This is a genomic window from Nocardia sp. NPDC004573 (assembly GCF_053602135.1).
This window is the reverse complement of the sequence record NZ_JBSGDA010000016.1, coordinates 50,721-69,066: the sequence shown is the minus strand read 5'-3', so window position 1 is coordinate 69,066 and position 18,346 is coordinate 50,721. Positions and strand designations below refer to the sequence as shown.

Genomic DNA, 18,346 nt, shown 5'->3' with positions numbered 1-18,346 from the left:
CCTGATCGAAGGCTGATCGCACCCGCTGTGCCGAGTGCGCCGGTCCAGCGCAGGAAACACGGCGGCCGTGCGCACAACTGCGACCCCGAGGACGGCACGCCATGACAGACGTCGACTTTTGCGTAATCGGTGGGGGATTCGCGGGATTGACGGCCGCATTGCGGCTGAAACAGATGGGCCGATCGGTGGCGCTGCTGGAAGCCCGCGACCGGCTCGGCGGACGCACGTTCACCGAAATGCGCGACGACGGGGCGTGGATCGACCGTGGCGGCGCCTGGATCGGGCCGGGCCAAGACCGCATCCAGGCGCTGATGACCGAGTTCGGAGTGCCCAGCTACAAGCAGTACACCGACGGCGAGGCCATGATGGTGGTCGACGGCAAGCAGCACCGCTACACGGGCACGATTCCGTGGACCATGAGCCCGTGGGCGGCGATGAACCTGGGCGCGGTGTTCCTCGAGCTGGGGCATATGTGCAAGGCGGTTCCGTTGGAAGCGCCGTGGGCGGCGAAGAAGGCCGACAAATGGGATCAGGTCAGTCTGGCGCACTGGTTGGAAACCAATGTCCTGTCCAAACCCGCGCACGATCTGCTGGAGACCGCCATAGCGGGCTGCTACACCTCGGCGGCTTCGGAGGTGTCGTTGCTTTTCGTGCTGTTCCAGATGGCCTCGGGTGGCGGGCCCAGCTTCGTTCTTGGCGTCAAAGACGCCGCGCAGGACGCCCGGCCGATCGGGGGGATGGGCGCGATCTACCGGCCGATGGCGGCCGAACTCGGCGACTCGATCCACCTCTCCCAACCCGTCCGCTGCATTCACCAGGACGACGAGGGGGTGATGGTCCGCGCGACCGGCATGACGGTGCGCGCACGCCGGGCGATCGTGGCCGTTCCCCTCGCGATCGCGGGCCAGATCTCCTACCGGCCGATGTTGCCCGCCGATCGCTCATTCCTGCACCAGCGCATGCCGAGCGGCTCGATCATCAAGACCTCCGTCGTCTACGACGAGCCGTTCTGGCGCGACGACGGCCTGTCGGGACAGTCCGTCGCTCCCGGTTCGCCTGCGACCATCACCATCGATGCGTGCGGGGCCACCGGTCACCCTGGCGTTCTGTGCGTCATCATCGAAGGACCCATCGCGCGGCAGGTCGGCCGGCTCGACGACACCGAGCGCAGGCGCGTCGTTCTCGACGCACTCGCCGAGCGCTTCGGACGCAAGGCCGGCGCACCCGTCGACTTCGTCGAGCAGAACTGGAGCGCCGAGCGTTACTCCGGCGGCGGGATGCTCAGTCACGCGCCGACCGGTGTGCTCACCGAGTTCGGCCATGCGCTGCGCGAGCCGTGCGGCCGCATCCATTGGGCGGGCACGGAGAGTTCCGCGGTCATGTGCGGCTGGATCGACGGGGCCGTCCGCTCCGGCGAACGCGCGGCCAGCGAAGTGATGGAACACGAGACAGCCGCGGTGGGCTGAAAGGCGGTGCGGTGATGCGAACCGAGGGAGACGTGTGGGACATCGTCAGTAGTGTGGGGCTGACCGCGTTGGGCGTGGCGACGTTCCGGGCGCTGGAAGCGGCTTCGCCCGATCCACTGATCCGGGACGAGTACGCGCCGCTGTTCGTGGCGGCTTCGGGTCATCCGCATTTCACCGAGCTGCTGGCGGACCCCTCCCCGCTCGACGGTATTCCGCTGGTCCCCGGGTTCATGGGCTTCCGCACGAAGTTCTTCGACGATTTCTTCTCCGCGGCCGCGGCGGCGGGCCTCCGGCAAGCCGTGATCGTCGCCGCGGGGTTGGACGCGCGGGCGCATCGCCTCGACTGGCCCGCCGGAACCACCGTCTTCGAGATAGATCAGCCCAAAGTCCTGGAATTCAAGGAGCGGGTCCTCACCGAGCACGGTGCGCGGCCGAAGGCCGATCGGCGGACGGTGGCCGTGGACCTGCGAGACGACTGGCCCGCTGCGCTGCGTGCCGCGGGATTCGATCCCGGCGCACCCACCGCATGGTCGGCGGAGGGGCTGCTGCCCTACCTTCCCGGTGCGGCGCAGGACCGGTTGTTCCAGCACATCGATGAACTGTCCGCACCCGGCAGCCGGCTCGCTGTGGAGAGCTTCGTGGCGGGCGCCGACGTCAAGCGTTTCGCGAGTATCGAGGCGAAGTACTTCGATCGCTACAACCCGTTCGGCGACGTCGATCCGGCCGAGCTGTTCTACGACGACGAGCGGGCCGATCCGGCGCAGTGGCTGGCCGATCACGGCTGGTCGGTGCGGCGCTTCAGCCCGAGCGAGCTGGCCGCGTCCTACGGGCGCTCGGTGCCGGACCTCCCCGACGACCTCGACGACCTGTGGCGGCAGCCGAGGTTGCTGATCGCGGAGCGCTAGCCCTCGCTACATCTTGGCGCTGCGGGCCATGACGAAGCTGTAGAGCCCGTAGGTGATGATGCCCAGCCCGGCGACGAGGAGCAGAGCCATGCCGAAGGGTTGCGCGCCGAGCGTCTTGATGGCGCCGTCCAGCCCGGCGGACTTGTTCGGATCGGATTGCGTCGCGGCGAGGATCACCAGCAGCCCGACCGCGGCGACGGCCAGTCCCTTCGCGATGTATCCCACGGTGCCGAGCCGCCGCACGAAGGCGCCCTGGCTGCCGCGCAGATCGTCGAGGAAGCTCTGGCTCGCGCCCTTGTACACGTGGTAGCCGCCGACCCCGATGACGACCAGTCCGCCCACCACGAGAGCGACCGTTCCCGCCGTGTGCTGCATCAGGCGTGCGGTGAGTCCGACACTCTGACTGCTGCTGGACTGCCCACTTCCCTGGGCGAAACGGAACGCCGTGACCGCCAATCCCAGGTAGACGACGAACAGCGAGAACGCTTTGACGCGGTCGAACGCTTCGGATTTCTTGCTGTCGGAAGCGGGTTTGGACGCGTGGCCCAACATCGTCTCCACCAGCCGCCACAGCGCCATCAGCAGAAACGCGCCCGTGGCCGCCCAGAGGGTGATGGCGCCGCCGGGTTTGTCGGCCAGCTCCGCCATGGCCCCGGATTGATCCGCGCTGCCCCCGCCGCCGAACGCGAGCCGGATGGCGATATAGCCGATGAGCAGGTGGACGAGCCCGGACATGACATAGCCCGCGCGAGCGAGCCCCGCGAAGACGCCGTTCTGCGCGATCCGCTCGGCGGTGGACGAGGCGTGCGAATAGTTCGTCTGAGTCATGGTGCTTCTCCGTACGGGTGCTTCGGCCGGGGCCGCTCACAGAACATCCAGCGGTTACCCATCTCCGCGGAAAAAGCACACGGCTACCGCGTCGCGGTCCCTCGAGTTGCTGGCTGGTCTTGCTCGTCGGTTCCGTGATCCCGTCACCAAGGCACTGTTCCGGCGTCGTCGAAGAATCCGCCGGTCGGGCCGTCGTCGGGCAGGGTCGCGAGGTGGATCGCGATGGCCGCGCCCCGTTGCGGTGTGCGGACGCCGCGAAAGCCGTTGAGGTCGGTGGCGGTGAAACCGGGACAGCCGGAGTTGATCAGGATGTTGGTATCACCCAATTCCTTCACGTATTGGATGGTGAGGGCGTTGAGGAAGGTCTTCGACGCCAAGTAGGCGGCGGGAACCTGGCCCATGTCGATGTCGGGCTTGGTTTGCAGGGTGAGCGAGCCGACGCTGCTGGACATGTTGACGATCCGCGGTGCGGCCGAGGCACGCAGCATCGGCAGCATCGCGTTGGTGACTCGGATGACCCCGATCACGTTGGTTTCCACGACGACTCGCACGGTCGCGGGATCGACCGTGGCCGGCGTCTGCGGCATACCGCCGGTGATCGCGGCGTTGTTGACCAGGACGTCGAGCCCTCCGGCATGGTCGGCGATCAATTCGGCCGCCGCGGCCACACTCGCGTCGTCGGTCACGTCGAGCGGCACACCGAACGCATCGGTTCCGGCCGCGCGCAGTTTCTCCACGGCGGTGTCGCGGCGTTGCCGATCGCGCGCGCCCACACCGATTCGCCAGCCGAGCGCGCCCAGGCCGGCGGCGATCTCGTATCCGATTCCCTTGTTCGCGCCGGTCACCAGCGCAATCGTCTGTTCACTCACACCGCCGATCCTGCGGCGGCTGCGGGCGCGGCGTCCAAGACCGATCGGGTGGGCGGCGATACCGCACGGGTATTGGTCGTGGTCAGCGCCGGATACCATGACCCGGTGGAGACGCGGGAGTTGCGGTACTTCGTCGCCGTCGCCGAGGAGTTGCACTTCGGGCGGGCGGCACAACGGCTCGCGATGGCCCAACCTCCACTATCGCGAGCCATCCAGCAGCTCGAGCGGCGACTCGGAATCGTTCTGCTGCACCGCACCGCCCGCGCCATCGCCTTGACCGAGGCCGGGGCAGTGCTGCTGCGCGAGGCCCGGGCCGCGCTCGACGCGGTCGAAGCCGCCGAGCGGCGAACCCGCCGCGCCGCGGCCGACCAGCCCCGCGTGGTGCTGGCCACCAAGGCCGGAGCGTCCAGCGAACTGTTGTCGAAGCTGCTGCACGCCTACGCCGCCGAACCGGGCGCCGTGGCAGTCGAGGTGATGCTGTGCGGGCCGGGCCAACCGGAAAGTCTGCTGCGCAACGGGCGTGCCGATGTTGCTCTGCTCCACCGGCCTTACGACACGACAGCCGGATTCGACACCGAGGATCTGCACACCGAACAACAGGTCGTGGTCCTGCCCGCAGGGCACCACCTCGCCAACCGGGCCCAGGTGTCGCTGGCCGAGGTCTCCGCACTGACAGACTTGCCCCTCCCGCGCTGGCCTGGGCGGGATGGCAGCTATCCGGACGGCCCCGGCCCGCAGGTGCGCGACCATACCCAACTATTCCAACTGATCGCGCTCGGACTGGCCTGCGCGGTCGTGCCCGAGTCGCTGCGAACCCAGCTCCGCGACGATCATGCTGTCGTGCCCGTGCCGGACGCACCGGCCGTCACGACCGTCATCGCTTGGCCACCACACAGCAGATCCAAAGCCGTTGCCGACCTCGTCCACACCGCGACACGCCTCTAGCCGGCGCCACTGTTCGCCCGCCGCGTTCTCCGAACAGTCGAGCCGCGGTATCCAGGACGTGCAACACCGCTGTGAATCCCCTCTCGCTGAGGGCGCGATCATGAGGGGGTCCCGTCGTGGCAAGCGCGCCAGCCGTTATCGGAGCGTGCCGACGGGCTTGGATCGAATGAGCATCGTTCGAGGACCCTGCTGGGAGAGCATGGGTGCGACGCCCGCACGCTCCGGTTGGCGGTCCAGCCGTCTCATCGGATGCTGATGTGATAGACGCGCAGCCATTCGGCGATCTGTAACAGGAACGACAGCGTGTCCGCGGAGCGCCACATGCCCTGCGCGCCGAGCGGCCCGGCCAGCAGGTCGAGCACGGCCTCCCGGCGCACCAGCGGCAGTATCGGTGAGTCGGGGTCGGCGAGTTCGGCCCGCGTCTCCTGACGTAGCGCCTGTTCGTAGGCCGGGTGCTGGCTGACCGGGAACGAGGTCTTCTTCCGGTCCAGCACCGGAGTCGGCAACAGGTCGGCGACCGCGTTCCGTAACAGGCCTTTGACTCGCCCATCGGCGGTCTTGAACGCCCACGGGGTGTTCCACAGGTACTCCACCAGCCGGTGATCGCAGAACGGCACTCGGACCTCGAGCCCGACCCGCATGCTCATCCGGTCCTTGAAGTCCAGCAGCATGGTCAGCCATCGAGTCAGGTTGATGTAGAACATTTCCCGGATTCGCGCGTCGGCCGGTACCTCACCGTCCAGCACCGGCACTTCGGCCATGGTCTGCGCGTAGCGCTCGGCGATGTACTCGTGCGGCCGCAGCAACCGCCACAGCTCGGGATCCAGTATCGGCTCGAACGCCGCCACCGAGACCGCCCACGGGAACGTGGCGGCATCGAGCATCCGCCGATCGAAAAACCATGGATAGCCACCGAACACCTCGTCGGCCGACTCGCCGGACAGTGCCACCGTCGAGTGCCTCTTGACCTCGCGGAACAACAGGTATTGGGCGGCGTTGGTGTCGGCGAGGCCGGGTAGGTCGCGGGCACGCAATACCTCGGACCGCGCCTTGATCACCTCGTCGGTGCGCAGCAGCAACTCGGTGTGGTCGCTGCGCACGTGCCGTGCCACCATCCGCGCGAACGGGGTGTCCTGGTCCGGGCGGACCGCGCTGGGCTGGAAGTTGTCCTGGTTGCCCTCGAAGTCGATCGAATACGTCGCGAGCCGGCCGCGCTCGTCCCGGTTCAGCACACCGGTGGCCAGCGCGGTCACCGCGCTGGAGTCCAACCCGCCGGAGAGCAACGTGCCGACCGGCACGTCGGCGATCAGCTGCCGCCGCACGATGTCCTCCAGCAGCTCCCGCACCGCGGCGGTGGTGGTCGGCAGGTCGTCGGGGTGGTCCCCGCTGCCAAGCGCCCAGTACCGTTGCTCCCGGCAGCCCCGTCGGTCGATCCACGCGTAGTGGCCGGGCCGCAGTGCGCGAATGTTGCGGAACACCGCGTGACCGGGGGTCTGAGTGAAGCACAGCACCTCCGCCAGGCCCTCGGTATCTACCTCGGCCGGGGCGATCGGGTTGGCCAGCACCGCCTTCGGCTCGGAGCCGAACAGCGCCCCGGTGGCGTAGGACAGGTAGAACAATGGTTTGACGCCCAGCCGGTCGCGGCCCAGCAGCAGGGCCTGTCGGTTGGGGTCCCAGATGCCGAAGGCGAACATGCCGTTCAACCGGGGCAGGCACTGATCGCCCCATTCCAGATAGCTGTGGAGCAGCACTTCGGTGTCCGAGCGAGTATGGAAGTGGTGGCCCCGTCGCTGTAGCTCGCTGCGCAGTTCCCGGAAGTTGTAGATCTCCCCACTGAAGGTCGTCACACACGGCTGCTCGCCGTCCCGACCGGCCTGCATCGGTTGCACGCCGCCCTCGATGTCGATCACGGCCAGTCGCCGGTGACCGAGCGCGGCCCGCGGCGAGAGCCACAGGCCACCCGCGTCGGGACCGCGCGGGATGAGAGTGTCGGTCATCGCCTCCAGCAGCGGACGTTCCTGGGTGAGATCTCGCTCCCAGTCGACCCAGCCCGTGATGCCACACATCGTCGTTTTCCTCCTCGTCATCGCAACCGTCGCAACGAGGTTCGCAGTTGAAGTCGACTTCAAGTCAATGGTTGCGTGTGCGACGCGGGATGCGCTTGTCTTGCGGGGTGGAGTCGATGCCGATCGGTGAGGCCGCCGAACTGCTGGGCGTAGCGACGTCGACGCTGCGCTGGTGGGAGAAAGCGGGGTTGATCTCGCCGGAAGATCGCCGGGGCGGCCGGCGGTACTACAACCGCGCCGAGGTACGCCGGCTGGCGATAATCCAGTACCTGCGGGAAACCGGGCTGATGAGCCTCGACGATATCGCCGCGATGCTGGCCGGTCGCAGCGCCAACCAGGACTGGCACGATGTCGTGCGCACCCGGATCGATTCGTTCAGCACACAAATCGAACGGCTCACCGCGGCCAGGGCGTACCTCGAGCACACATTGCACTGCCACCGCGACAATCCCGCGACCGAGTGCCCATATCTGGGCGAGGACATCGATGCCCGGCTGGCGCGCAGGCACGCGGAAAATCATTGACCAGCGGAAGACGAAGTCGCCGCTGTGGATGTCAGCAGCTCACCGCTCAGTGGTACCGACGCACCACAGCTGACGCATCCGGCAGCGCGCTGCTTGCAACATCGCCTCGGGAGTTCAGCGGCGGTCAGCTATCGATCAGCGCCCCTGCCGCGATGGGCCGGCCGCGGTCGGCGACCACGGCAAGACCGTAGGATCTGGCCGGTCTCGGCGATGGCGACGGTTACTCTGCTGGGGTCTGGTTTTTGCGCTTGCCGGCGTTGAAGCGTGCTTTCTTCTGACGATTCCCGCACGTGTTCATGTCGCACCATTTGCGGGTGCGACTTCGACTGGTGTCGAAGAAGGCGGCTCGGCAGGTCGGCGATGTGCACAAGGCCAACCTTCCGTCTCGTTCGCCCGCGATGATGCTGATCGCGTCGGCGGCGATCACGCCCAGGGCATCTTCTACACAGGAAGCCGAGCTGAGTCGCCATTGACGAATGCCCTCGGGCGTCAAGATAGCCGCGGCCCGGCCCTGCATGCTGCAGTCGTTGATGACCTGAACGGCAGATGCGGGGAGAGCGTCTTGGAGCGCGGCCGCCGTCGCGGCGGCGTGAATCGATTCCCTCAGTTCCCGAGCGAGTTCGAGCTGAGCGTCAGTGCAGGACTGCACGGCGAGGCCGTTCATCACCAGCCAGTCGAGGAGTCGCTGCGGCGTGGGAATGCGCTCGACAGCGTTGCCATGACGCTCCGACAGAGTCCCCGTGAAGCAGGTCGCCAGCACGGTACCGAGGCGAAAGTCGGGGAACTCAGCACCCATGGAACCACCATAGCTGGTTGCACGCCGATATGAGGCCATGTTAGAACCGTCATAGCCGGTTCACTACGGGTCGTAGCCGGTTTCCCGATGGCCAGGAGGTCTCATGCCCCGCCCAACCAGCGATGTGCTGGCATTCGAAGCTCACGCAACCGACGCCGACCTCGATGAGCTACGCGCGCGACTGGACGCGGCGCGGCTGCCGGAAGCCGAGACGGTCCATCGCGCCGGGCCCGACCCTCGCCGATGGGAACAGGGCGTTCCTCTCGCCGACCTCGTCGATGTCGTGAATTACTGGCGCACCGGGTACAACTGGCGGTTGTTCGAAGAGCGTCTCAACCGGATCGGCCAGTTCCGCACAACCATCGATGACCTGGGAATTCACTTCCTGCACCGCCGATCCGCCCGCGCGGATGCCACTCCACTGATCTTGACGCACGGCTGGCCGGACAGCATCGCTCGGTTCATCGATGTGGTGGAGGAGTTGGCAGATCCGAAAGCTGCCGACGCCCCGGCGTTCCACGTCGTGGTCCCGTCGCTACCGGGGTTCGGTTACAGCGACAAGCCGGCCACCACCGGGTGGGGCACCGAAAAGATCGCGGCCGCATGGGTCGAATTGATGGGAAGGCTCGGCTACAGCAAGTTCGCAGCGCACGGCGGCGACTGGGGAGGTGTGATCACCACGGTTCTCGGCGGCAGGTTCCCCGAGCACGTTCTAGGCCTCCACACAACATCCGCGGAGGCACCGCCCGGGTCGACACCGGACGGACTGACCGCGGACGAGCGCAGGTGGACCGAGGAAACCCGCGATTTCTGGCATGGCACCGGCCGGCGCCACCGCGCGGCCTACGCGAAGCAGCAGGCCACCCGACCGCAGACCATCGGCTACTCGCTCGTCGACTCACCAGTCGGGCTTCTCGCCTGGATCCTCGACAAGTTCGCCGAGTGGAGCGATACCGAAGACAGCCCCTTCGAGACGATCTCCAGAGACCGCATTCTCGATGACGTCACCCTGTATTGGCTGACGCGGACCGGCGCATCGGCGGCCCGCCTCTACTACGAAAGCCACAACTCGCTGGATCCGGAACTCCGCGTCGACGTCCCGTCAGCACTCACCATGTATCCCCGTGACATCGAGAAGTGTCCGCGCCCCTGGGCACAGCAACGGTACCGACAGATCGTCCGATGGAACTCGCCCGCAACCGGGGGACACTTCCCGTCGCTGGAGGTACCCGACTATTTCGTCAAGGACCTACAAGAAGGCCTGGCGGCAGTGCTGGCCGCTAATCGGTGAACGCGCGTCCTGCAGCACGCCACCAACCTCGTCGACAGCCACACCGCGCCGACTACCCCGAGACCAGCGGCAGGTACTCGGCAAAAGCCTGACACCGATGCCACCTCGACGATGAAAAGGCGGGGTTACCGGTGGGCATCGGATGGTCAGCGGGAGGACGCCCGGGATGACGACACTCGAGCGTGCGCAATGGCACCCGGCCGAAGCCGCCCGGGATCGCCGTCGGTCCGCGACATGACCCTGCCCTATAGCTCCGGCCTGGTCGAAGGGCATGTCAACCGCATCAAAATGTTCGGCCGGGCCAACCTCGACCTACTCCGCAAACTCATGCTCCTGCGAGCGAATCAGGATCACGAAGACTGCGCCTGAGACCGCGAAAAGGAGCATGCCAGGCCGTCGACAACAAGCGCGACCGATCGGTCTTTTTCTTGACAGGTGCAGAGAAGCCTGCGCTACACACCGACCGGAAGTTCGTGGTTGAACCGAGCGGAATACTAATTGCTGCTGGCCAGGACGTTCGGGACGACCTAGAGTGCGCGGTCGAGAATCAAGCGGGCGAGGGCGTCGCGGTCCTCGAGCATCGCGATATGCCCGACTCCGCGAAGGTATTCCAGCTTGGCGCCCGGCACCGCCTCATACTGATGCGCCGATGCCGGGTCCCAGCGAGGGTCGCAATCCCCGAAGATCACGAGGAGGGGCTTTCCGGCGTCGATGAGGCGCTGGGGCACGGTCCGCTCGGCGATGTAGTCGCCGTTGGCAGCGAGAATCGCGCGGAAAGCTCGATAGGACGTCCTTCGCAAGTCGGCCACAGCCCCGTCGGGCACCGTAATCGGAGCCGCCGCCGTCGCTGCCAGTCCGCGGCGGATCATCGAGTCGGTACGGATCGCCCACACGAGCGGACCGAAGGGCGGCGAGGCGAGTACCCGGATGATCGCCGGCTCGGGGAGAAGCGCCGCGTGACTCGGCCCTGTGCTGACCAGGACCAGCTCGCCGACCAGGTCTGGACGACGCTCCACGAGGGCGGTAGCGACGTACCCTCCGCTGGAGTGGCCGACCACCTTCAGATTTCGGACGCCGAGCTCGTCCAACACCATCGCAGTCCGATCCGCCTGCTGCGGAACGGCGTACGTCGACGCCGGCATGGACTGGCCGCATCCCGGAAGGTCGATCGTGATCACCCGGTACTTCGTGGCGAGCGACGGCACCACTGGCGCCCACATCGAACCGGTTGCGCCCGAACCGTGGATGAGTAACAAGGGCGGTGCCGCCGGGTTCCCGTCGATGACGACGTGCAATCCGCGGACTGTCGTGTCATCGCGTGTCTGGGTGGGACTCGATTCGCTCATACCGACAGCTTCGTCGCGGGCTCGTCACGCCGTATTGGACAAATGTCACGTTATCCCGCTCCGGCTAGCCTGGGATGCGTGACCGCAACGGGCGGATTGGACTGGAGTCGGGTCGACGTCGCCGTCCCGGTCGGACTACCGACTCCGGGAGTCCGGATGGCGGGTTTCCGGTACCACGACGTTGGTCCCGTGGACATCACGATGATCCCGCATCCCATGGTGACGCTCCTGCTCGATCTCAGCGAGCACGGAGTCGTCTACGACGTTCTCGGGCGCCCGGTCACGGGGAACGCGATCGTCGGCCTCCGTGCCGGCGCCTTACGCATCACCAGCACAGGGGCCGGCGACGTCCTGCAGATCCGCGTGTCCCCCGTCATCGCCGCAGCGATTCTCCGAGACACCGACATCATCGGCGGCGCCGTGACACCGCTGCCGGAACTGTGGGGCAACTGCGCTGCCATCTTGACCGAGCGACTCCGTTCGACGCCGTCGTGGGACGACCGGTTCGCAATCGCAGCCGCGTTCCTCCGGAGTCGGGTACCTCGCGGATTCGATGTAGCACCCGAGATCGCCTACGCCTGGGACCAGACCGTCCGCACCAGAGGCCTGCTCCGCATCGAGACCCTTGCCGCAGAGACCGGCTGGACCCGCCAGCGACTCTGGTCTCGCTTCCGGACCCATATCGGGGTCTCGCCCAAGCACGCGTCCGAACTCGTCCGCTTCGACCATGCCGCCCACCTCCTGGCGACAGGGCGCTCGCCTGCGGATGCCGCCGTCGAGGCCGGCTATGCCGACCAATCCCATCTTCACCGTCGAACCAAGGCGATTACCGATATGACCCCCACCGTCGTCGCGAGGGCACCGTGGCTCGCGATCGACGAAGTCGCCTGGCCGACAACCTGATCCCCGCAGCCGAACGAAGACCGACGGCCTATCCGACGGGCACATGAAGACCGGAGTTAGCACACTCGTCCCGCAAGGTCAGCATGCGGTCCCGCCAGATCTGCTGGAGTCGCGATCCCGTTGCGAGCTGGTCTGCTTCGTTCAGACTGCGCTTCGTGCTGACAACGCCCCAAGTGCACGTATGGCCTCCGCGGTCTCCCGCTGGGCTTCCGCCTGCGCGAGGGCAGCATGTGCCTGCGCCTGAGCGATCACGTTCCGCCGCTCCGCTCCGCTGACCGCCTCCCCGGCGGTGAGGCCACTGAGCAGTGCCTCGGCGCGCTGCTTGTGAGTGGTGTAGTCATCCATCGGGCGATTCTCGCACCCTGCCCCATCGTGGGCGATCCACCCCCGCACGCTCATCGGAGTACCGCCTCGAGCCGGCGGCAGCGGTCCCCGTGACTGCGGCGTCGGTTCCGCTGCAATTGGCGGCAGCCCGCACCTCTCGCCGCAGCCACCTTCGGATCACCGCAGTGATGGCAGGCGGAGCAGCAGTGCCGACGACTGGTCATAGCCTGGCTGGAGACCGCCGGAGTGGATGAGTTCCGGGTAGAACAAGAGGCCCCACCCATCACTACAGCTGGTAACCCGCTTCGATCACCAGTCGCCCGCCCGAAACCCGCAGGTCACCACCGTTCCCATATCCGACACGCCCCCGCCGAGGAATCGAACCTGGCTGAGACGGCGCTTCGCCATCGACGACCCCTTGGCAACATCTTTTCAACCTGACATCTACTTCACATCAGTGGTGCCTCACCAGTTCAGCAGACCACCTGAGATGAGTTTGCCCGGGAAAACCGTTGCTGCCAACCTTGTTTCATCACCACAGCCGAACGCATATCCGGCAATCCACGTCGTAAACAGACTCAAAGTACGAAAATAGGAGGTAGCAGTGCCACGCCGTTCCCCCCGGGCCGTCCAGCCGAAGCCCGGCGTCGTCAAGAGGGGTTCGCAGAGTTCCCCTGCGCCAGTCCCGATGTCGTGGACCGGCGCGGCCGTCGATCTTCTCGCGCTGACACTGATACTGACCGCGCTGGTTGCCCTGGTCGTGTTCGGCAACGCCGATGCCGCGGTTATTGCCGCCGTGGGCGCCGCCACAGCCATCGCGATTCGGGCTTGGCACGGCCGACGTAGCGCCTAGCGGCAGCGGTCAGGCTGACGCCAGACCAACTCCGGACAAGATCTTGTGCCGACTAGTGCCGATGTCGATCCGTCGCAGTGCATCGGAACCACGACAAGGTCCGGACGGGTTGAATCAATCAGACACACAGCCAATGCGGGAGGTAACCGGGGGGCGAACCGCAAAAGAAATGTCAGGCCCGATCTACGACCGGGCCTGACCTGCTATCCCTGTGGAGCTAAGGGGACTCGAACCCCTGACCCCCACACTGCCAGTGTGGTGCGCTACCAGCTGCGCCATAGCCCCTGGTTGGTTGCGCTTCGGGCGTCCCCGCCGCGCTTGAATGAAGTTACACCAACGGTATGTCGCCAACCAAATCGCCCCGATTCAGGGGGTGACAAGACGGAGCGGGAGGCTTAGTATCGAACACGTGTTCGAGTGATTTTCCAGAGCGCGGGGTGAGGGGCGAGAGCCGGTGGACGCTCGGAACGGGCGGAGCAGATGGGGTTGCTGTTTTGCCCGTTCCGGGTGTCCGGCGGTCTCCTGCAGTGGAGTCGGGCGGGCGGAAGTGAGACCTCTCGAGGTGCGGTCTAGGGACAGGGGGCCGGATCGCACTGTCGAGTGCGCGGGCCGGGCAGCGGCAGGTGGAGCCGCTGCCCGGCCCCAAGCCAACCGAAAACTCGGCGAGCGACGATCTCGGGGGCTGGGGATGTCGGGTCGCGCCGTCGAGTGGGCCGGGGCGTCGATTTGGTGGAGTCGACGTTCCGGCCCTTTCCGTTCGGCGAGCGTCCGCACCTTGTGGTGAGACCGGATTCGAACTCCTCCGGATCAGTTGGCTTCTGAGCCACGAATCGCCAACCACTCACTTGGTGAGCGAGACCACCCAGTTCTCGTCGTTGGTGTCGACCTTGGTCGTCCCGTCGAACACGGCGGGTGTCGCCGCCGAGCCGCCCAGGGCCTCGCCGAGCGCCGCCGTCTGCGCCATGGCAGTGGCGCGCGCGGAGTCGACCTCGGCGCCGGTCGCGATGCACTGCCGGACCGATTCGGCGGCTCCGGCGTCGCCCGCGATCGCCGCCAGCTCCTCGTTGCTCAGATCCGCGCCGCCTTCGCTGGGACGCTTGGTGGTGAACAGTTCGGTGTGGAACTTCGAGTAGACCGGACCGGAACCCGATTCGGCCACACACTGGTTCGCGGCGACGGCGCGGGTCGAATAGTCCTTGCTCCGGGAGCGCGCGTCGAGGAAGTTCACCAGGCGATAGCGCACCGCCAGTGCGCCCTCATCGATCTTCTGCGCGATCTCCTGGCCGTAGATGCGTTCCAGGCTGCCGCAGCCCGGGCACAGCGGGTCCTCGAAGAGGTCGATGGTCTTCTTCGCGTCCGGTCGGCCGAGCAGAATCGCACCGTTCGGCTCGAGCTGCGAGTGCACCGCGGGATCGCGCACCGAACCGTAGCCGTCGTTGCGGACGGCCGCGTCGTCGCGCCCCCAGCGAATCGCCGCGATGACGATCAACACGATCACCACGAGAGCGACCGCACCGAGGGCATAGGTGGTCGCACTGGACATCGGCCGGGGGGTGTATTTCGAACGCGATTCGCTCACAGGGACACTTTGCCGCAACGAACCGCCATCCCCACCGCCGGGCCAGTCATCCGACGGCCTGTTCGCGCGCATCGGGACCGACTCCAGCGGATCCGGCATCGGCCACGCGGTCGGTTCGCCCACACCTCCCCCACCGTCACATCCCCGAAGGTGGGTTTCGGGCTTTCGCGCTCCGCGTCGCGACAGCCGTTGCCTACGTAGAAGAGCCCCTGTCGCTTGCCCACATGGCAGTTCACCGACGGACATCAGCCACTGCCCGGGAACGGGGTGCCCACCGCACGGCACCAGCGATGGGAGGACGACACCGACCGGACAACCGCGGCCGGCCGCCGCCCATCACCTGCGCTCAGCGCCCCCGGCGGGTACGCCGCTCCGGCCGCCGACGCTTGCGGCGGGACATCGGCCGCCCCGGGGCGGTCGGCTCCGCCCCTTCCGAGCCGACGACCGTGGTGCTCGTGGTCAGCACAGGCCTGGATTCGGCACTGCGGCGATCGCCGATCACAGCCCGAGAACAACCAGCCGAACCTTCGGTTTGCGCCACCGCGCTGACGCGATCCGGGTCCGATTCGGCATGACCAGCCACCGCGCGCGAATCGCTCACGTCCGGCGCACGGTCACCCAGTCCGGCCCCTGGCTCGGCCACCGCGGGCACCGGACTGTCGGCTACCGGCGCGGACGCCACCTCGCTCACCGCGCGCTCGATCCGATCCGGTCGGCGTTCGGCGTCCTGCCGTTCGGACGGAATGTCCGCGTGCACCGGAGCTCCCCGCCGCAACGGCTCGGGCACGACGGCCCAGACGAGCGCGGCGACGGCGAGCAGCGCGCCGGTCACCCCGAGGGCCAGACCGTAGGACAACTGCTGGGCCACGGCGCCCACGGCGACCGGCCCGATGACGGTGCCGAGGTCGGCGGCCATCTGGAAACCGGCGAGCACCGGTCCACCGCGCGACTTGGGCCCGATGACGTCGGCGACGGCGGCCTGCTGAGCGGGCGTGAACAGGCCGGAGCCGAGCCCGGCCAGGAACGAGGTGGCGAGCAGCCAGGGCAGATCGGTCGCCAGGCCGAGCCCCGCCGTGCCCGCCGCGCACACCAGCGAGCCGACGACCACGAACGGTTTGCGCCCCCATCGATCGGACAATCGCCCGGAGACGAACAGCACCGCGACGTTGCCCGCGGCGAACACCGTCAACGCGACACCGGCCATCCCCGGCGCCTGGTGCAACACCTCGACGACGAGCAACGGCACCAACGCCATCCGGACGCCGAACACGGCGGCGCCATTGGCGAAATTCGACAACAGCACCGCCCGGTATTCCGGCCGCGCCCAACCCTCCCGGAAGGACATCATCCGCACCCCACCGGCGGGCTCCGGCGCGGCCAGTTCCGAATGCCGCAAGCTCAGGTGCACCACCACGCTGACCAGGAACAGCGCCACGGCGTAGATCACGAACGGCCAGCGCAGCCCGAGCCCGGACAACCCGCCACCGACCAGTGGACCGCTCACCGAACCGACCAGGAAGCTGGTGGACCACAGTCCGGAGACCCGGCCGCGCTGTTCGGGCGGCGACATCCGGATGATCAGCGCCAGTGACGAGACGGTGAACATGGTCGAGCCGATGCCGCCGAGCGACCGCAGCACCATGAGCTGCCAGTAGCTCTGAGCCAGCGCGCTGGCTCCGGTGGACGCCGCGACGATCAGCAGCCCGCCGAGATAGACCGACCGCTCCCCCAGCCGCTGCACCAACCGCCCGCTCACCGGCGCGAACAGCAACCGCATCAGGGCGAACGCGGAGACGATGGCCGATGCGGCCGCCACGCCGACGCCGAATCCGCGGGCGAACTGCGGCAGCACCGGGGCGACCAAGCCGAACCCGATGGCGATGACGAAAGCGCCCCCGACCAGCACCCAGATCTCGGTGGGCAGGGGCTTGGATCTACCGGTCACCGGTCAGCGCCTGCCCCACCAGCTCCTCCGCGGCCGTCTGCACCTCGGCGAGGTGCTCGGGACCGTGGAACGACTCCGCGTAGATCTTGTACTTGTCCTCGGTGCCGGAGGGGCGAGCGGCGAACCACGCGTTCTCCGTGGTCACCTTCAGTCCGCCCAGCGGCGCGCCGTTGCCCCGCGCCCTGGTGAGCACGGCGGTGACCGGTTCCCCGGCGATCTCCTTTGTGGTGATCATGTCCGGAGTCAACTTCGCGAGCAGCTCTTTCTGTTCCGCGGAGGCGGTCGCGTCGATCCGCGCGTAGGCGGGGCTGCCGTAGCGGCGCTCGAGCTCGACGTAGCGCGCCGACGGACTCTGGCCGGTGACCGCGGCGATCTCGCCCGCGAGCAGCGCGAGCAGGATGCCGTCCTTGTCGGTGGTCCAGACCGTGCCGTCCATCCGCAGGAACGACGCGCCCGCGCTCTCCTCGCCGCCGAAAGCCAGGCTGCCGCTGAACAATCCCGGAACGAAGAACTTGAATCCGACCGGCACCTCATGCACGTCGCGGCCGAGCACGGAGACCACCCGGTCGATCATGGACGAGGTCACGGCGGTCTTGCCGATCTTGGTCAGCGCGTCCCAGCCCATCCGGTTGGCGACCAGGTATTCGATGGCCACCGCGAGGAAATGGTTCGGATTCATCAACCCGCCGTCGGGCGTGACGATGCCGTGCCGGTCGGCGTCGGCGTCGTTGCCGGTGGAGATGTCGTAGTCGTCCTTGATCGCGACCAGCCCGGCCATCGCGTAGCGGGAGGACGGGTCCATCCGGATCTTGCCGTCGCCGTCGAGCGTCATGAACCGCCAGGTGGGATCCACGAACGGATTGACCACCTCGAGTTCGAGGTCGTAACGCTGGCCGATCTCCTCCCAGTAGTCGACACTGGCGCCACCCATCGGGTCGGCGCCGAGCCGGATGCCCGCGCCGCGGATCGCGTCCAGGTTCAGCACGTTGGGCAAGTCCTCGATGTAGTGGTCGAGATAGTCGTACCGCTCCACGCCGGTGGCCAGCGCACGCTCCAGCGTGGTGCGCTTGACCCCGGTGAGCCCGGCGCGCAGCAGTTCGTTCGCGCGGGCGGCGATGGCGTCGGTGGCCGTGTTGTCGGCCGGGCCGCCGTGCGGCGGGTTGTATTTGAATCCGCCGTCGCGCGGCGGATTGTGCGAGGGGGTGACCACGATGCCGTCGGCCTGGTGCTTGGCGCCGCCCCGATTGTGGCGCAGCACAGCGTGACTGAGCGCGGGCGTGGGGGTGTAACGGTCGCGCGCGTCGATCACCGCGGTGACGTCGTTGGCGGCGAGCACCTCGAGCGCGGTGGTCCAGGCGGGCTCGGACAGGGCGTGCGTGTCCCTGGCGAGATAGACCGGCCCGGTGATGCCCCGGGTGGCGCGGTACTCCACGATCGACTGGGTGATCGCCAGGATGTGCGCTTCGTTGAAGGCGCCGTCCAGGCTGGAGCCGCGATGTCCCGACGTGCCGAACGCCACTTGCTGAGCCGGATCCCGCGCGTCCGGCACCCGGCTGTAGTACGCCGTCACCAGATGGGCGATGTCTTCCAGATCGGTGGGACGTGCGGGACGCCCGGCTCGATCGTGGGCCATGCTCGGGTCTCCCTTCCGTATCGGCTGCGCCCGGCTCGTCATGAGGATCATGTCCACGACCACCCAGTCACCG

16 protein-coding genes, 1 tRNA gene and 1 pseudogene are annotated in these 18,346 nt (G+C 67.5%); 8 read left to right on the top strand and 10 right to left on the bottom strand.

Annotation, left to right across the window (positions count from 1 at the left end; all coding sequences use genetic code 11):
* The first annotated feature begins 101 nt into the window (after window positions 1-101).
* On the top strand, window positions 102-1,466 hold the full coding sequence (locus ACWEKR_RS23640) for a flavin monoamine oxidase family protein (RefSeq protein WP_452356300.1): 1,365 nt from the start codon (window positions 102-104) through the stop codon (window positions 1,464-1,466).
* Window positions 1,467-1,480: 14 nt separating this feature from the next.
* Complete coding sequence (locus tag ACWEKR_RS23635) at window positions 1,481-2,371, top strand: class I SAM-dependent methyltransferase (protein WP_452356299.1); 891 nt, start codon at window positions 1,481-1,483, stop codon at window positions 2,369-2,371.
* Between the two features lie 6 nt (window positions 2,372-2,377).
* On the opposite strand, the gene ACWEKR_RS23630 is transcribed toward ACWEKR_RS23635, so the two are convergent.
* Together ACWEKR_RS23630 and ACWEKR_RS23625 are read right to left on the bottom strand one after the other, a co-directional pair.
* Window positions 2,378-3,199 (bottom strand): DUF1206 domain-containing protein, encoded by an 822-nt coding sequence (locus ACWEKR_RS23630; protein ID WP_452356298.1) that lies wholly within the window; start codon window positions 3,197-3,199, stop codon window positions 2,378-2,380.
* A gap of 143 nt (window positions 3,200-3,342) precedes the next feature.
* Window positions 3,343-4,068, bottom strand: coding sequence for an SDR family oxidoreductase (locus ACWEKR_RS23625; RefSeq protein ID WP_452356297.1), 726 nt, complete (start codon window positions 4,066-4,068; stop codon window positions 3,343-3,345).
* A 105-nt stretch (window positions 4,069-4,173) separates the two neighbouring features.
* On the opposite strand from ACWEKR_RS23625, the gene ACWEKR_RS23620 reads away from it, so the two are divergent.
* Window positions 4,174-5,013, top strand: coding sequence for a LysR family transcriptional regulator (locus ACWEKR_RS23620; RefSeq protein WP_452356296.1), 840 nt, complete (start codon window positions 4,174-4,176; stop codon window positions 5,011-5,013).
* A 242-nt stretch (window positions 5,014-5,255) separates the two neighbouring features.
* Here ACWEKR_RS23620 and asnB read toward each other — a convergent pair whose 3' ends face one another.
* Complete coding sequence (gene asnB / locus ACWEKR_RS23615; RefSeq protein WP_452356295.1) at window positions 5,256-7,079, bottom strand: asparagine synthase (glutamine-hydrolyzing); 1,824 nt, start codon at window positions 7,077-7,079, stop codon at window positions 5,256-5,258.
* A 116-nt stretch (window positions 7,080-7,195) separates the two neighbouring features.
* On the opposite strand from asnB, the gene ACWEKR_RS23610 reads away from it, so the two are divergent.
* Window positions 7,196-7,603: a MerR family transcriptional regulator gene (locus tag ACWEKR_RS23610; protein WP_452356294.1), complete on the top strand. Its 408-nt coding sequence runs from the start codon at window positions 7,196-7,198 to the stop codon at window positions 7,601-7,603.
* A 220-nt stretch (window positions 7,604-7,823) separates the two neighbouring features.
* On the opposite strand, the gene ACWEKR_RS23605 is transcribed toward ACWEKR_RS23610, so the two are convergent.
* On the bottom strand, window positions 7,824-8,399 hold the full coding sequence (locus ACWEKR_RS23605) for a CGNR zinc finger domain-containing protein (RefSeq protein WP_452356293.1): 576 nt from the start codon (window positions 8,397-8,399) through the stop codon (window positions 7,824-7,826).
* A gap of 103 nt (window positions 8,400-8,502) precedes the next feature.
* Between ACWEKR_RS23605 and ACWEKR_RS23600 the strand changes: the two genes are divergently transcribed.
* Both ACWEKR_RS23600 and ACWEKR_RS23595 read left to right on the top strand, forming a co-directional pair.
* Window positions 8,503-9,690 carry an epoxide hydrolase family protein gene (locus ACWEKR_RS23600; protein ID WP_452356292.1) on the top strand — a complete coding sequence of 396 codons (1,188 nt, stop codon included), beginning with the start codon at window positions 8,503-8,505 and terminating at the stop codon, window positions 9,688-9,690.
* 234 nt (window positions 9,691-9,924) lie between these two features.
* The gene (locus tag ACWEKR_RS23595; protein ID WP_452356291.1) at window positions 9,925-10,059 is read left to right on the top strand and encodes a hypothetical protein; all 135 of its coding nucleotides are present in this window, start codon (window positions 9,925-9,927) and stop codon (window positions 10,057-10,059) included.
* A 158-nt stretch (window positions 10,060-10,217) separates the two neighbouring features.
* Here ACWEKR_RS23595 and ACWEKR_RS23590 read toward each other — a convergent pair whose 3' ends face one another.
* Entirely contained in the window at window positions 10,218-10,985 is a 768-nt protein-coding gene (locus tag ACWEKR_RS23590; RefSeq protein ID WP_452356290.1) for an alpha/beta fold hydrolase, read from the bottom strand.
* A gap of 129 nt (window positions 10,986-11,114) precedes the next feature.
* Here ACWEKR_RS23590 and ACWEKR_RS23585 point away from each other — a divergent pair, with 129 nt between their 5' ends.
* A complete protein-coding gene (locus tag ACWEKR_RS23585) occupies window positions 11,115-11,939 on the top strand; it encodes a helix-turn-helix domain-containing protein (RefSeq protein ID WP_452356289.1) in 825 nt (274 codons plus the stop codon).
* A 141-nt stretch (window positions 11,940-12,080) separates the two neighbouring features.
* On the opposite strand, the gene ACWEKR_RS23580 is transcribed toward ACWEKR_RS23585, so the two are convergent.
* On the bottom strand, window positions 12,081-12,284 hold the full coding sequence (locus ACWEKR_RS23580) for a hypothetical protein (RefSeq protein WP_068057770.1): 204 nt from the start codon (window positions 12,282-12,284) through the stop codon (window positions 12,081-12,083).
* A gap of 667 nt (window positions 12,285-12,951) precedes the next feature.
* Between ACWEKR_RS23580 and ACWEKR_RS23575 the strand changes: the two genes are divergently transcribed.
* Complete coding sequence (locus ACWEKR_RS23575; protein ID WP_195032372.1) at window positions 12,952-13,116, top strand: hypothetical protein; 165 nt, start codon at window positions 12,952-12,954, stop codon at window positions 13,114-13,116.
* A gap of 212 nt (window positions 13,117-13,328) precedes the next feature.
* On the opposite strand, the gene ACWEKR_RS23570 is transcribed toward ACWEKR_RS23575, so the two are convergent.
* From ACWEKR_RS23570 to pgm, 4 genes and pseudogenes are all read right to left on the bottom strand, one after another.
* Window positions 13,329-13,401 (bottom strand) — tRNA-Ala (locus tag ACWEKR_RS23570).
* A gap of 556 nt (window positions 13,402-13,957) precedes the next feature.
* Window positions 13,958-14,659 (bottom strand): DsbA family protein, encoded by a 702-nt coding sequence (locus ACWEKR_RS23565; RefSeq protein WP_452356368.1) that lies wholly within the window; start codon window positions 14,657-14,659, stop codon window positions 13,958-13,960.
* Window positions 14,660-15,362: 703 nt separating this feature from the next.
* A pseudogene (locus ACWEKR_RS23560) lies at window positions 15,363-16,640 on the bottom strand (MFS transporter); the annotation flags it as partial.
* A complete protein-coding gene (gene pgm / locus ACWEKR_RS23555) occupies window positions 16,630-18,273 on the bottom strand; it encodes a phosphoglucomutase (alpha-D-glucose-1,6-bisphosphate-dependent) (RefSeq protein WP_452356288.1) in 1,644 nt (547 codons plus the stop codon). The gene pgm and the pseudogene ACWEKR_RS23560, both read right to left, overlap by 11 nt.
* Window positions 18,274-18,346 lie beyond the last annotated feature (73 nt).

Bases quoted from the DNA above. Each gene is read 5' to 3' on its own strand.
- ACWEKR_RS23640 (WP_452356300.1), top strand. From the start codon at position 102: ATGACAGACGTCGACTTTTGCGTAATCGGTGGGGGATTCGCGGGATTG.
- ACWEKR_RS23635 (WP_452356299.1), top strand. From the start codon at position 1,481: ATGCGAACCGAGGGAGACGTGTGGGACATCGTCAGTAGTGTGGGGCTG.
- ACWEKR_RS23630 (WP_452356298.1), bottom strand. From the start codon at position 3,199: ATGACTCAGACGAACTATTCGCACGCCTCGTCCACCGCCGAGCGGATC.
- asnB (WP_452356295.1), bottom strand. From the start codon at position 7,079: ATGTGTGGCATCACGGGCTGGGTCGACTGGGAGCGAGATCTCACCCAG.
- ACWEKR_RS23610 (WP_452356294.1), top strand. From the start codon at position 7,196: ATGCCGATCGGTGAGGCCGCCGAACTGCTGGGCGTAGCGACGTCGACG.
- ACWEKR_RS23605 (WP_452356293.1), bottom strand. From the start codon at position 8,399: ATGGGTGCTGAGTTCCCCGACTTTCGCCTCGGTACCGTGCTGGCGACC.
- ACWEKR_RS23600 (WP_452356292.1), top strand. From the start codon at position 8,503: ATGCCCCGCCCAACCAGCGATGTGCTGGCATTCGAAGCTCACGCAACC.
- ACWEKR_RS23595 (WP_452356291.1), top strand. From the start codon at position 9,925: ATGACCCTGCCCTATAGCTCCGGCCTGGTCGAAGGGCATGTCAACCGC.
- ACWEKR_RS23580 (WP_068057770.1), bottom strand. From the start codon at position 12,284: ATGGATGACTACACCACTCACAAGCAGCGCGCCGAGGCACTGCTCAGT.
- ACWEKR_RS23575 (WP_195032372.1), top strand. From the start codon at position 12,952: ATGTCGTGGACCGGCGCGGCCGTCGATCTTCTCGCGCTGACACTGATA.
- ACWEKR_RS23565 (WP_452356368.1), bottom strand. From the start codon at position 14,659: ATGTCCAGTGCGACCACCTATGCCCTCGGTGCGGTCGCTCTCGTGGTG.
- pgm (WP_452356288.1), bottom strand. From the start codon at position 18,273: ATGGCCCACGATCGAGCCGGGCGTCCCGCACGTCCCACCGATCTGGAA.